The sequence below is a fragment of the Acinetobacter sp. SWBY1 genome (assembly GCF_002946595.1).
Classification (GTDB): domain Bacteria; phylum Pseudomonadota; class Gammaproteobacteria; order Pseudomonadales; family Moraxellaceae; genus Acinetobacter; species Acinetobacter towneri.
Genome location: NZ_CP026616.1, coordinates 2394910 through 2409599 on the forward strand (window position 1 = coordinate 2394910; position 14690 = coordinate 2409599).

A 14690-nucleotide genomic window follows, 5' to 3' on the forward strand; every position below is an offset into this window, starting at 1 on the left:
TTATCGACTTAATAAAACAATTGCTTATCCTGTGGATAACTTTGAGGATAACTGTGTGGAAAACAAGCATATTCACTTAAATTCAGCTCAAACGCCAATGCAGGCGTGGATGGATTACCTATGTCAGCCGCCATTTAGCAATGTCACTTTTGATGCTTCAGCGCAAATTTTGATGCAACAGGTACTCGATGCTATTCAGCAAGGGGATAGCTGTATTCCTGCAACCGCAGAACAAGTGGCGGCATTGCAACATTTGCACATGAACTTGCAGCGTAGCGCTTTAAATCCTGATCCACAAATTGCACCGTTTGTATTTGATGGGCAGCGTTTGTATTTGTATCGCTACTGGAAACTGGAACATCAGGTCGCCAGCGATATTTTACGGATTCAGGCGCAGCTGCCATTGTCCTTTGAATTACAAGCCGAACAGCTTAATTTATTACAAGATCCTCAGCAGCAAAAAGCGTTACAGACTGCGGCAACTCAAAGTTTGAGCATTATCACAGGTGGGCCAGGTACAGGAAAAACCTATACTTTGGCGCATATTATTGCGGTGCTCAATCAAGCTTTACCAAATATTCGGATTGCGATGGCGGCACCGACAGGCAAGGCAGCACAGCGGATGCAGGAAGCCTTGCAAAATGCTTTGAATAGTCAAGCTTTACAAGCGTTTAATGTCGATGCCTTGCGTCAATTACAACCTGTGACGTTGCATCGTTTATTGGGTCTGGGCAATACAGGCAAGCCACGTTTTCACGCTAAACAACCTCTACCTTATGACGTGATTGTGGTCGATGAAGCTTCGATGCTGGATTTAAACCTGTCACAGATGTTATTGGCCGCTATTCCTGCGCAGGCGCGTTTAATTCTGTTGGGCGATGCTAATCAATTGGCTTCAGTCGATGTCGGTACGGTATTGGCTGATTTACAGCAAGTGCCTGAGTTGGCAAATAACCGTGTCAATTTAGTGACTACACGCCGTTTTGCCGAAGGTGCAAAAATTGGTGCAATGGCGAAGTTTATTCAGCAAGAACATTCTCCTGCACAGGTTTTGGCTGAGTTTGAACAGCAAGTCGTGGCAGCGGGCGAATTAAAGCCAATTCAATTTAAGCAAGTCGAAATAGATGCCCTACAACTGCAATATTTACCTCAGCAAAATGGGCAAATTTCAGCGGAAGATTTAGCACATTATTATGATCAGCTGATGTATGGTTATCAGGCTTATGTAGCGGTATTAAAAGCACATACTTTAGGCTTGGAACAATCCAGTACAGCATTTCAAGCGCATGTTGAGAATGTGGTGAATGTATTTGATGATTACCGTATTTTAACCGCAATTCGTCATGGTCATTTGGGCTTGCAACAACTGAATTTGCAGATTGAAAAACGCTTGTTGCAACAGTTAAAACAAACCAAACATGGCGATTGGTATGCAGGACGCCCCGTCATGATGACCTATAACGATTATCAACTGGGATTGTCGAATGGTGATATTGGCATCTGTTTTATGCGAGAGCAGCATGATCAGCGTCAGTTTGAAGTATATTTTCCAAGTTTAAATAAGTGGGTGCCTGCAACACGCTTACCTAAAAATATTGAAACCGCATTTGCACTTACTATTCATAAATCGCAAGGTTCTGAATTTACGCATACAGCTGTGGTGTTAGATGCTTCGGCAAAAAACTTGCTGAGCAAGGAGCTAATTTACACTGCCATTACTCGTGCTAAAAAAGTTGTAAGTTTGTTGGTGGATGCGCAAGCTTTGCAGCAAGCCTTGACGATTCGTACCCGCCGCAGCAGTGGTTTATTAGCCAGAATTAATGACGTTTTAGATTGTTAAGAAAAACTGAATAAGAAGCAGTTTTGTACGAAATGGCTTACATTGATTCGAGAAATTTGCGCATAGAGATTTCAAGATCTTTTTGAGAAGATGACTTCACATAAAAAGCTCAATAGGGATAGTTGAGCATAATCGCAGAATAATAACGATAAATGTCGAAAGACAGCGAACTGACAGGACGTGAGTGAGAAGAGGAAACTTACAGCCGCTAAGCCTTGTAGTTTTGGGAGAGACTACAGGGCTTTTTTATGCCTGTAAGTTTGGGTGATTTGCAAAATGCTGACAATGCTTACCTGTTGTAAGAAAAAGCTTACAAACAGATACGAGAAACACGACTTCTTTCACTTTAGTATTGTGGCAAAATCTACCACACAAGGATGTGAAAGCAAGAACAGGAATGTTCAGAGAATAAGACGCGAAAACGCGCAAATAACCACAATAAACAAAACAATAAGAATAATAAGACAAGAAACTACAGCGCAAAAACAGCCCGAGCTATGCTCGGGCTGTTTTATTTTAACGGCAAAATATTCCAGTGGATGAAAAGCAGTTGGCAAAATATTACATATTATCAATCATATACAATTGTATATTTATTTTCCTTAGACACTTTATACCTAACATGATGTGTATACCCTTAGCATAAATCATACTTTTATTGGTACATCTCAAAATTAAAAGTGCTTGTTTGTCGTTCTGTTTTGCAATCGGCACGTTTTTGCCTTAAAATAATGCCCTTGCTGTAGTGATGCACGGCAGTCAATTGAGCAATCAGTTGATCGGTATCAAATCTTTTTATTAAGCATCTCGGAGAAATCGAATGGCTTTAACAAACGCAGATCGCGCAGAGATCATCGCTAAATTTGCTCGTGCTGAAAACGACACTGGTTCACCAGAAGTTCAAGTAGCGCTTTTAACTGCTCAAATCAATGACTTACAAGGTCACTTCAAAGAGCACAAACACGACCACCATAGCCGTCGCGGTCTAATCCGTATGGTTAACCAACGTCGTAAGTTACTTGACTACCTTAAAGGCAAAGATGTGACTCGTTACAGCGCATTGATTGCTGCTTTAGGTTTACGTCGTTAATTCGATTTAAGCTTTTATTTTCGGACTATTGCATGTTGAATGCTGTATTACTGAAAACTAAAGTATATCTAGCCTTGGCTAGATCAGTGGAAGGGGCGAATGATTCGCTCCTTCTTTGTGTTTAAAAATCGTGTTTCATTCGAGTGAGGTCGGCTTCTAAGCTTTGTCATTTACCTAAACAATTGTATTGTGAATGCCAAACCTTAGGGGTCTCCACGAGAATAATTGTTCACAAGAACTAGGAAAAAATAAAACATGTCGATGTTTAATATTATTCGTAAAGAATTCCAATTTGGTCAGCACCAAGTTGTACTTGAAACTGGTCGTGTAGCGCGTCAAGCCAACACGGTAATGATTACTATGGGTGGCGTGACTGTATTGGTTGCAGTGGTTGCTCAACCAACAGCAAAAGCGGGTCAAGATTTCTTCCCACTGACTGTTAACTATCAAGAAAAACAATATGCTGCAGGTCGTATCCCAGGTGGTTATGGTAAGCGTGAAGGCCGTGCTTCTGAAGCAGAAACTTTAATTTCACGTTTAATTGACCGTCCAATTCGTCCGTTGTTCCCAGAAGGTTACTACAACGAAATTCAAGTTACTGCGACTGTTGTATCTTCTGACAAAACCATGGAAGCTGACATTGCTGCAATGTTAGGTACGTCTGCTGCACTTGCAATTGCAGGTACACCGTTCCGTGGCCCAATTGGTGCGGCGCGTGTGGGTTTAATCAACGGCGAATACGTGCTTAACCCGAACTTTGAGCAAATGGCGCAATCTGACCTTGACCTTGTGGTTGCAGGTACAGAATCTGCTGTATTGATGGTTGAGTCTGAAGCAAAAGAACTTTCAGAAGACCAAATGTTAGGCGCAGTGCTTTACGGTCATGACGAAATGCAAATCGCGATTCAAGCGATCAAAGAATTTGCTGCGGCTGCAGGTGCAACTGAGTCAACTTGGACTGCTCCAGAGAAAAACGAAGACCTTCGTGCAAAACTAAAAGAAGCGTTTGAAGCAAAAATTTCTGAAGCGTACACCATTGCGATCAAACAAGACCGTTATGCTGCATTAGATGCACTTCAAGCAGAAGCAGTTGCGCAATTCGTTCCTGAAAATGACGAAACTGGCATTGCAGATGACTTGAACGAACTCTTTGAAGATCTTAAATACCGTACCGTACGTGACAACATCTTGTCTGGTAAACCACGTATTGATGGTCGTGACACCAAAACCGTTCGTGCGCTTGACGTACAGGTTGGCGTTCTAGACCGTGCGCACGGTTCTGCATTGTTTACCCGTGGTGAAACTCAGGCTTTGGTTACCACCACTTTAGGTAATACACGTGATGCCTTGATGGTTGATACCTTATCGGGTACTAAAACTGACAACTTCATGTTGCACTACAACTTCCCTGCATATTCAGTAGGTGAAACAGGTCGTGAATCTGGCCCTAAACGTCGTGAAATTGGTCATGGTCGTTTGGCACGTCGTGGTGTGCAAGCAGTTCTTCCTGCAGCAGATCGCTTCCCGTATGTGATTCGTATCGTATCGGACATCACTGAATCGAACGGTTCATCTTCTATGGCGTCTGTTTGTGGTGCATCGTTATCACTTATGGATGCAGGTGTTCCATTGAAAGCACCAGTTGCGGGTATCGCAATGGGCTTAGTGAAAGAAGGCGAGCGTTTCGCTGTACTTTCTGACATTTTGGGTGATGAAGACCACCTTGGCGACATGGACTTTAAAGTTGCGGGTTCTGCCAACGGTATTACTGCATTGCAAATGGACATCAAAATTGAAGGCATCACTGAAGAAATCATGGAAGTTGCATTAAACCAAGCTTATGCAGGTCGTATGCATATCTTAAATGCAATGAACCAAGTGATTTCACGTGCGCGTCCAGAAATTTCAATGCATGCACCAACTTTCCAAGTGATTAACATCAACCCAGACAAGATTCGTGACGTGATTGGTAAAGGTGGTGCTACCATCCGCCAAATTACTGAAGAAACTAAAGCGGCAATTGATATTGAAGACAACGGTACAGTACGCGTATTTGGTGAAACCAAAGCTGCTGCACAAGCTGCTGTTGCAAAAATTCAGGCTTTAACTGCTGAAATTGAACCAGGTACAATTTACACAGGTAAAGTCATCCGTATTGTTGAATTCGGTGCGTTCGTAAATATCCTTCCGGGTACTGACGGTTTACTTCACATTTCTCAAATTTCAAATGAGCGTATTGCCAACGTTGCAGACGTGTTGAAAGAAGGTCAGGAAGTGAAAGTACAGGTTGCTGATGTAGACAACCGTGGTCGTATCAAATTAACTATGAAAGATATCGAACAAGCGTAATGCTGTGTTGATGATCTGAAATGGTCAAAAAACCCGTATTCAATCTGAATGCGGGTTTTTTTATGCTAAAAATTTTGTTGCATCGTACAAACCATCTTTGTTGTATGAAAAGCGGCATAAATTACAGCATGTATTTGAAAAGAAGCCTGATCCATGCTTAAACTGAGTACATCTTAAAATCTCAAAAAACCGTACAAGAAAACTGAAATAGAGTGCCCGTTCTATGCAAAGTTATTATTTTTATCTGCATACTAATCATAAAACCAATATTTATGTGCAAAAACAGCCAATTGAAGGGCTTGAGCCTGAATTTATCTGGATTGATTGCACCCGTGATGATGTGCTTAACCGTGCAGAACAGTGGCAACAAGAGATTTTTCAGTACAGTCAATTATCGCTCAATGAATATCATGTGCGCGATATTTTAAATATAGAGCATCCATGTGCGTTTGATACTTTAGATGATTATGACTTATTGATTTTCCGTAAACTGATCACACCCGAAGACCGTATTGCAACAGGGCAACAAGTCGGGGAGAAACATGAACGGATTTTTGGACTGGCCACTACGCCGATGAGCTTTATTATGACACCGCAGATTTTGATTAGTGTGCGGGAACAGGGCAATAAAGTCATGGAAAGCTATTTGTCACGTGTGGAAGCAGCGGTACAACGCCCGATTGAAGAACAGAATAAAGCACGCAAACTGGCAGCAACACCATTAGATTTAACGTTGCGTTTACTGAATTTGGTAGCGGATGATTACTTGGATATTCGCATGCCGCTAACCCGCCGTGTGGAATATTGGCAACAAGAGTTGTTGCAGGGACATCGCCGTTTTACCCGTTGGCATCAATTGCTGCAAGAAAATATGGCGTTTCAGCAAGTTGAAAATTTATGTGAAGAGCAAATAGAAGCCTTGCAGGAATTGCGTGATGAAATTGTCGATAACTACCCACATTTACGTGGCAAAAAACGTAGTGAACGGCAGGATATTATTTTGGTACGTTTGGATGATTTGACCAGTCACATTGAACGAATTCAAAAGCATACCATTCGCTTACGCTCTGCAGTGCAAACCGCAATTGATCTGCATTTTTCTGCTATTGCCAACCAGACCAATGAAAACATGCGGATTTTAGCCATCATTACCGCAGTTTTTGCACCTTTGACTTTATTTACAGGGGTGTATGGTATGAACTTTGAGTTTATGCCGGGGCTGAAACACGCACAGGCCTTTTGGATCATGCTTGGGGTAATGGTGATGACTACTTTGTTGTTGCTGTATTATTTTTATCGTAGGCACCTTGTCGGTCTGGGTGAAAAAAGTGTGATTGATATGTTGGCACAGCAACATAATGACCAACCCATGAATTTATTTTGGTTTTTAGACTATGAACCCATTAAGCAAACCGTGAAAGGCACCATTAAAGAAGTCGAAAAACTGACTAAAATTAAATAATCCAGAAGATAGACTTGCAGATGTGGTGATAAATTGAGTTCCACATCCAATATATGTCACAAGATAATTCGTTGATAAAAGTTGTCCACAGACCTCAAAAGTTATCCATAGGACTGATAAGCTTATCCACAGATTGAACCAGATAGCCAGACACTTAGCTCAAGATGGCAGTTTTTTGAATGCTGTTTTCAGACTTGAATACGCCATCTTGTTTTGCTTTTTGTCTTTTCTTGCTGTGTCCTGCATTTGATCGTATGAGGATTTGCAGTTCAGACTTGTATGTATTTTTAAGCCAATTGATCATTTTGTGCATTACGCAGCAAGTGGTACATTTCATCTTTAAGCTTGAGTTTCTTACGCTTCAGCGCTTCAATGTCATCATTAATTTGATGCACAGGATCAAGCTCAAGTTGGATAATCTCACGATCAAGCTGTTCATGGTCTTCAAAAATTTTTGAAAAATGTGGATTGCTGTCACGTAATACCTGAATTAAATCACGAAATTCAGGGAACATGTTTTTAATCTTTTTGTTGCAGTCTTTGGTCTTCATTGTGGCAATCATTCTCAAGAAACAATTAATAGGGCATACAAAGAAAAACGCTCTAGCAAGCTTAAATGGACTTGGCTAGAGCGTTGGCTTAGCTATGTTGAAAATTCAGATGTTTAACTTCTTTGCGTAATTTTTGAACTTCATCAATCAGGTCTAGCATCAAGGCTACAGCTGAAAAGCTGGCTTCAAAATCGCGTTGTAGACGATAGGCCTGACGAGCGCGAGTCACATCTTCACCAAAAAATTGATGGATACGTTCTGCAGGGCGGGAAGGCAAGATGTCATATTCTAGAAGTTGTAAGACCCATTCTGGGCTTTGCCCACAGGCAGCAGCAAAATTTTTTAAATCAAGTTGGGTAAACTCTTCTATGAGTTCTGTATGTTGTCCGTCTAAAGTAGTTTCACGATATAGAATAGTGGTCATAGCATACTCCTTCTAGTTTATTTCAAGTTGAATCATCAACCTGAAATGAGGGATTGTATTTGCATCTGATTGCTTTATATCAAAGTGGATGATCCTTTAATTTAGCGCCTATAGCATGCAATTGAGTCTATTATTTGTATTGCTTTGGTGAATTTGTGGCCTATCCATGCCGTTGAGTTATTCTGCTTAGAATTAAAATGCACAACCAATATAGATTATTTTTTGTGCAATGTGTTTAATTATTCAAGCATTTCATCAGAAGTGATAGCCTAAAGTTTAAGCTTATTGTTTCAAAGTATGACAATAAAAAAGACCCTTGAAAGGGTCTTTGGGATCAGCAGCTTATTCTGAATGGCGATGGAACTTAGTATTTCACCCAAGTCACGCTTCGGCCAATTACAGAAACACCAACATAACCACGTAAGGTTAAGCGTTTACCATTTGCACTTAAGCGAGCTTTGCCTTTATAAACCTTACCGCCAATTGGGTCTAGCACGTGGCCTTGGTTAAATTCACGTGGGTTTTTCGGGTCTTGTTTAAAGCCCCAAATAAAAGGTAAACCAAGGAAAGGTTTATTTTTGAGTGTGCCTGGACATTTGGTGCAGGTCACCATTTTTTCTGCGCCAGGAACATTGCGGGTTTCAACAATAATACCTTCATAGGTACCATCTGCTTTTTTGCGAATTTCTACATCCGCACGTGAATACCCTGTACGGTCATCAATGGTTTTCCATTTGCCAATTAGAGGATCACTTTCAGCAAAACTTAAACTAGAAAGTGTGGCGAAAATCAGACCTGCAAAAATCCCTTTATAATTTTTTTTCATCAATGTGTCCCCAAATGTATTAAAAATCTTAAAAATAGAGTAAAAATTCTATTTTGAGCTTTATAGCAAGAAAATACTGATGACGCAAATTGATCATGGTAAATTTAGAAAGAAATACCTAAGAAAAACGTGAAAATTAAAACTTTGGTTTGCTTTTGAAGCTATTGTTTTGATGAGTGCGATAAAAGTCCAATTGAGGATATATCAATCATTTCAGACTTTTATCGCTTAAAAAGAGATGGGGAAAGAACAGCGATTAGTATTTAATCCAAGTCATTTTACGGCTGGCATTGGTAGAAATATCTACATTGTAGAGGGTTAAATGTTTGCCGTTACTGCTTAGGCGTGCGCGCGTTTTATATTGCTTACCCGTACGTGGGTCTAAATAATCACCTTCATAAAATTCAATTTGATTGCTTGGTGTTGCTTTTAAGTGGCTTAATGGCACAAAACCCATAAGTGGCTTATCTTTATTTTTACCAGTGCACAGTGTGCAGCTTTCCAGACGTGGTGCGCCAGGTACAGCACGGAGTTCTACAATCTTGGCGGCATAAGCACCTTGTTTGTCTTTGCTCATGACAACATCTGACAATGAAAAACCTGTGCGGTAATCTAAAGTTTTCCATTTGCCCAAGAGGGGGTCAGCATTGGCAGCATAAGCCAGACTTGAACAGCAGATTGCGCTTATGAAAGCTAAACGAGAGAAGAACAGTGTGTTCATAAAATTAACATCCAACAATGAAGACAGCCAAAACATAAAGGCATAAAAAAAATATGGGATTATTTATACCCAATTTTTGCGGTATTTTCTAGTAATTACATGAAAGTTTTGTGAAATAAATCACATGAAAAATAAAGGGATGATAGCTTTTAACGATGCTCAAAGCAGAAATAAAAAATGAGCAGTCAAGGCTGCTCATTTTTTATGGTTTTCATGGTTTGGATCACAAAATTTAGCTTAAGTGTTCTCCAAATAAGCCAAGTGCTTCTTCGGCACTGAAGGTATATTGTGCGCTACAGAATTGGCAATCCATAGTAATTGGATTTTGATATTCTAGCGTTTCACGTACTGCAGCGACACCAATTTGAATTAACGCATTAGCACAGCGTTCTTTAGAACAGGTACAACCAAAACGCAGTGCTTCTACTTCAGGTAAACGCACCTGTTCTTCATTGTATAAACGGTACAGAATTTCATTGACTTCTAAATCTGTCAATTCTTCGGCCTTTAAGGTTTCCGTGAGCATAGTCACACGTGGCCATAAATCTTCATCAACTCGTTGTTGTTCTTCTTCACTGTTACGTGGCAACAGTTGAATTAGTAAGCCGCCCGCACGTTCTGCATTGCTGGCTAACACAATACGGGTAGGAATTTGTGCAGATAAGTCATAATACTGCATTAAACATTCGGCTAAATTGGCTTTATCTAACGGTACAATCCCTTGATAACGTTCACCAAATTCTGGCTCAATGTTAATAAACAACACAGGGCTGACCAGACTTTTCAGTACGGTGCTGCTGTCTTCTGCAGTTAAAAAGTGTGGATCTGGTTCGTAGTCTGCCAACGCACGGACTTCACCCAAGTGGTTACATTCAGCCATGGCCCACTTAAACGTGCCAGATGCCTGAATTTGTAGGCTGATGCGACCCTTAATTTTTAGGGTACTGGCCAACAATGCAGTGGCGCAAAGCATTTCGCCCAACAATACTTGTACCGCTGGCACATAGTCACGTTGTTTTAGAATGGTTTGCAAAGCATCTTCGAGATGAACTACCTCACCACGAACAGGGCTATCTTCAATAAAAAAGCGTTGGCGTAAATCAGACATAAAATTCTCCATAACCCTGTTTTAATGGTGGCATTATTGTAAAACACAAGTCAGTTTGCTGCATCACGTGTTACATCAATATGACCACTATGTAAGCCACGTTTTAAATCGACCCCGAGTGGCATTTCACGGTTTTGTGCATCACTTTCAAACAGGTGTTCTAATTCGGCCAAGGCATTACGATGGGTTTCATAAATTTTTTGTTCATCGGTATAAATATGTTGCTGCTGTGCCAATAGCTTTTCATCATAATCACGGAACAATTCAATACTTTTATAGGCATCATCTTCATTAATACCCAAATCACGCAAAGCCTGATAGGCCATGCCCAAGGAGGATAAATAGGTTTCCCGCCAAATATGGGTCACGCCTAAATCACGTAATAAATGCACGTGATGGCGGTCACGGGCACGTACCAATAATTTCAATTCAGGATAATTCAGGCGAATATGTCGTGCGACATTCATTGAATCTTCAATATCATCAATGGCTAAAATAAAAATTTGGGCATGTTGAATGCCTGCGGCACGTAAAATTTCAGGTTGGGTGGCATCGCCATAATAGACTTTGCCGCCATAATTACGCACAAAATCAATTTTGTCGATATTACTGTCAATTGCGGTAAAGTGCTGATGCTGTAAATGCGCCACACGGGCAATGATTTGTCCAAAACGGCCAAATCCTGCAATGATCATAGGCGGATGCGCATCGGGAATCTCATCATACACAGGTATTTTTTCCCGCTCCAAACGCGGGATAATTTGACTGCTCATCAACCAATATAAAATTGGGGTCAGTACCATCGACAACGTCACAATCAAAGTCAGCGGTTGCAGCATGGCTTGACTGAGCACACTTTCACTTTGCGCAACGCTCAGCACCACAAAGGCAAACTCACCGCCTTGAGCCAAGCACGTTGCCAAGAGCAAACTATTGCGCCAAGAATATTCAAAATAACGTGCAATGGCCGTTAGGGTTAGCAGTTTGATGAGCATTAAGCCCAACGCACCGCCAATAATCAACCATGGCTGTTCCACCAACAAGGAAAGCTGGGTGCTCATACCTACAGTCATAAAGAATAGGCCCAGTAACAGACCCTTAAAGGGTGCAATGCTGGCTTCGAGTTCATGACGAAATTCAGAGTCGGCCAACAAGACACCCGTTAAAAATGCGCCTAAAGTGGTGCTAATGCCCAGCACATCCATAATGCTGACCACGCCGAGCACAATGAATAGACCTACTGCCGTGATCAGTTCATGTGCACCACTTTTGGCCACAAAACGGAAGAAGGGACGCATTAGATAACGGCTAAATAAAAACAGTCCGCTAAAGGTGGCAATAATGGCTGCAAAGTAGGCAATACCATGGTGGGTAGATTCAGCACCTGCCAGCATGGGAATCATGGCAATTAAAGGAATTGCGGCGATATCTTGAAACAGTAAGATTGAAAAGGATTGCTGCCCATAACTGCTATTGAGTTGTTGCTTTTCTTGCAGCATTTGCAGCACAAATGCGGTGGAGGACAGCGCTAATGCAAAACCAATTACCACGCTTGCAGCAATGCCTTGCTGTAAGGCAAAAAATGCCAACACAGCCAGTAAAACGCCTGTAATGCCGACCTGTAAACTGCCTAAAACAAAAATGGGTTTACGCATATCCCATAGTCGTTGTGGACGTAGTTCCAAGCCAATAATAAACATCAGGAAGACCACGCCGTACTCTGCCAATTCCTGAATGGCATCCGGGTCGCTGGCAATATTGAAAACACTTGGGCCAAGTAAGATGCCTGTAAACAAATAGCCCAGCACTGTGGCAATGCCAAAGCGTTTTAGTAAGGGCACTAGTAGCAAAGAAGCACCCAAAAAAATGGTCATTTGTAACAATAAGGACATGTGGGCATCCAAAGTTTAAAGCGGTGGATTATTGCAATACAGGGTTTTGCAGCCAAAACAGCAATTTACTGGGTTAGCTAAATTCTTGTGGATCTATATCTAAACTTAGTTTCATGCTGGATGGCTTTTCATGCAACATATTTTGCCACCAGTTCCTGATATAAAAATGTAAGCGCGCCCGATCTTTAGACAATAGCACCATGTGCGCTTGGAAACGACCTGCCTTACGTTCCATTGGCGCAGGAATAGGCCCCCAAATATCAATTAATTGTTCGGAATGTTCCCTGAGCCATTGCGCATGTTGTTGTAAAAACTGTTGGTTTAATTCCTGACTTTTGGACTCACAGCGAATCAGCGCAGTATAACGATATGGCGGCAGTTGCGCGGCTTTGCGCTCTTTTAAACTTTGTTTGGCAAACTTGCGGTAATCTCCCTCGACCAAGGTGGTGAGTAAAGGATGATCAGGACGTAAACTTTGCAAATAAACATCGCCTTTATGTTCACCACGCCCTGCACGTCCTGCCACTTGCACAATCAGTTGGGCGGTACGTTCAGGTGCGCGAATATCAACACTGAGCAAGCCTGAATCGATATCTAAAATAGCCACCAAGGTTACATAAGGAAAGTGATGTCCTTTGGCTAGCATTTGTGTGCCCAGTAAAATTAGGGGTTCACTGCGTTGAATACGGTCATAAATTTTTTGCCAGCTGCCGACACGACTAGTTGAGTCACGATCTACCCGAATCACATCTATATCTGGGAACAGTTCATTTAAACTGTCTTCCACTTTGGCGGTGCCCATGCCCACAGGTTTGAGTTCTTCATGGTTGCAGGCAGGGCATTGCTCAGGTTTGCGGTGAATTGTCCCACAATGGTGGCAGTGTAAATGCACATAAGGTTGATGATGCAGGGTAAAGTTGGCATCACAATGTGGGCATTTGGCTTGCCATGCACAATTTTCACAAATCAGGACTGGGGCATAGCCACGTCGGTTTAAAAACACCAAGACTTGTTCTTTTTTTGCCAGACGTTTTTTCATTTCATCAATCAATTGTTGACTGATGCCATGCTGTTTTTTTGCAATTTTTAAGTCAATCAGGTGGATTTTAGGCATAAGCGCGGTGCCTGCCCGTTGATTCAGCTCCAAACATTGCATTTTGCCTTGATCGACCAAGGCATAACTGTCAATACTGGGTGTAGCTGAACCTAAAATAACAGGGCAATTTTCCAGATGGGCACGGTAAAGGGCGACATCTCGGGCATGATAGCGAAAACCTTCTTGTTGTTTAAAAGACAGGTCGTGTTCTTCATCTAAAATAATCAAGCCCAAATTTGGCAATGGAGTATAAATCGCAGAGCGTGTGCCTAAAATAATAGACGCTTTGCCTGTTTGTGCTGCCTGCCATGCCTGCAAACGTTTGGAATCATTTAAACCTGAATGTAAGAGGGCAATATGGCAGTGAAAACGTGACTGAAAACGACTGATAGTTTGCGGGGTCAGTCCAATTTCTGGGACTAACACCAGCACTTGTTTGCCCTGCTTTAGTACCTCATGCATGATGTGCAAATACACTTCCGTTTTGCCGCTGCCTGTTAAGCCATCTAGTAAAAAAGCTTTATATTGCTGCCGTACTTTAAGTACGCTGTCGATGGCTTTTTTCTGATCGGGATTGGGCGTTAAAGGCATTTGTGCCAAAGTGACAGGCATTGGGCTGAAATCTTGGGTTTCCAAAACACATTCACAAATTTCTTTGCTTGCTAAGGCTTTTAGGGTGGCGGTTTCAATGCCTGCTAAATTTAAAATATTTTCAGAAGTACTCGTTGGATGCAGCTTTAAAATTTTATAGGCTTCTTGTTGTTTCTCGGAGCGTTTAATTTTAGCCTCGGCCTGTGCATCTAGCAGTTTCCAAGTTCGAGCCAGCAAATTATAGGGCTTGGCTTGACGTAATAAACTTGGCAAAGCGCTGTGCATCACTTCACCAATGGGAAATTGGTAATATTGTGATGCCCATGTCAACAAAGTTAAAACTTTAGCGTCTAAAATCGCTTGTTCATCTAACAGTTCGGTAATGGCTTTGAGTTTAAAACGTGGGTTAATTGGGGTGTCGAGCGCCAGTTTTTCGACAATAATCCCAACCAAGTTTTGCCGACCAAAGGACACCAACACCCGTGCGCCAACGGCTGCTTGCTGATATTGTGCTGCACTGAGCATGTAATCGAAGCAGTCATAAAGATATACGGGTACAGCCACTCGAATACGGTAAATGGGCTGCGGGTCTAAAGTCGAATCTGGCATAAAAAAGTCGTACCGTCCTGTGAAAATTGGCATCGTGCTCTGTGTTGGCTTGTGATAGAGTGAGCACAGAATTTATATCTAAGAATATGAATGATTTTAGTGGTCAGACGCAACTGCGCTGCAAGAAATTT

The 14690-nt window shown here is 41.7% G+C and carries 11 protein-coding genes; 4 read left to right on the forward strand and 7 right to left on the reverse strand.

The features are described 5' to 3' along the window. The first annotated feature begins 97 nt into the window (after nucleotides 1-97). The 4 genes from recD to C3Y93_RS11505 all read left to right on the forward strand — a co-directional run bounded on the left by recD (nucleotide 98) and on the right by C3Y93_RS11505 (nucleotide 6741). Nucleotides 98-1840 carry an exodeoxyribonuclease V subunit alpha gene (recD, locus tag C3Y93_RS11490; RefSeq protein WP_416224614.1) on the forward strand — a complete coding sequence of 581 codons (1743 nt, stop codon included), beginning with the start codon at nucleotides 98-100 and terminating at the stop codon, nucleotides 1838-1840. A gap of 820 nt (nucleotides 1841-2660) precedes the next feature. Beyond that, nucleotides 2661-2930 (forward strand): 30S ribosomal protein S15, encoded by a 270-nt coding sequence (gene rpsO / locus C3Y93_RS11495; RefSeq protein ID WP_004975922.1) that lies wholly within the window; start codon nucleotides 2661-2663, stop codon nucleotides 2928-2930. 261 nt (nucleotides 2931-3191) lie between these two features. Then, on the forward strand, nucleotides 3192-5279 hold the full coding sequence (gene pnp / locus C3Y93_RS11500; RefSeq protein WP_171257431.1) for a polyribonucleotide nucleotidyltransferase: 2088 nt from the start codon (nucleotides 3192-3194) through the stop codon (nucleotides 5277-5279). Nucleotides 5280-5502: 223 nt separating this feature from the next. Then, a complete protein-coding gene (locus C3Y93_RS11505; protein WP_004975927.1) occupies nucleotides 5503-6741 on the forward strand; it encodes a magnesium transporter CorA family protein in 1239 nt (412 codons plus the stop codon). Between the two features lie 287 nt (nucleotides 6742-7028). Here the strand turns inward: C3Y93_RS11505 and C3Y93_RS11510 are convergent, their stop codons facing one another. The 7 genes from C3Y93_RS11510 to C3Y93_RS11540 all read right to left on the reverse strand — a co-directional run bounded on the left by C3Y93_RS11510 (nucleotide 7029) and on the right by C3Y93_RS11540 (nucleotide 14559). Then, nucleotides 7029-7292: a YdcH family protein gene (locus C3Y93_RS11510; RefSeq protein ID WP_104853289.1), complete on the reverse strand. Its 264-nt coding sequence runs from the start codon at nucleotides 7290-7292 to the stop codon at nucleotides 7029-7031. 88 nt (nucleotides 7293-7380) lie between these two features. After that, nucleotides 7381-7716 (reverse strand): chaperone modulator CbpM, encoded by a 336-nt coding sequence (locus tag C3Y93_RS11515; RefSeq protein ID WP_104852968.1) that lies wholly within the window; start codon nucleotides 7714-7716, stop codon nucleotides 7381-7383. Nucleotides 7717-8080: 364 nt separating this feature from the next. Then, nucleotides 8081-8542 carry a DUF2147 domain-containing protein gene (locus C3Y93_RS11520; RefSeq protein WP_104852969.1) on the reverse strand — a complete coding sequence of 154 codons (462 nt, stop codon included), beginning with the start codon at nucleotides 8540-8542 and terminating at the stop codon, nucleotides 8081-8083. 256 nt (nucleotides 8543-8798) lie between these two features. Further along, nucleotides 8799-9263, reverse strand: a complete 465-nt coding sequence (locus C3Y93_RS11525) for a DUF2147 domain-containing protein (protein ID WP_104852970.1) — start codon at nucleotides 9261-9263, stop codon at nucleotides 8799-8801. 232 nt (nucleotides 9264-9495) lie between these two features. Continuing rightward, on the reverse strand, nucleotides 9496-10371 hold the full coding sequence (locus C3Y93_RS11530; RefSeq protein ID WP_104852971.1) for an Hsp33 family molecular chaperone HslO: 876 nt from the start codon (nucleotides 10369-10371) through the stop codon (nucleotides 9496-9498). Nucleotides 10372-10421: 50 nt separating this feature from the next. Beyond that, nucleotides 10422-12263, reverse strand: coding sequence for a monovalent cation:proton antiporter-2 (CPA2) family protein (locus tag C3Y93_RS11535; protein WP_104852972.1), 1842 nt, complete (start codon nucleotides 12261-12263; stop codon nucleotides 10422-10424). A 73-nt stretch (nucleotides 12264-12336) separates the two neighbouring features. Further along, complete coding sequence (locus C3Y93_RS11540; RefSeq protein ID WP_104852973.1) at nucleotides 12337-14559, reverse strand: primosomal protein N'; 2223 nt, start codon at nucleotides 14557-14559, stop codon at nucleotides 12337-12339. Between the last annotated feature and the right edge of the window lie 131 nt (nucleotides 14560-14690).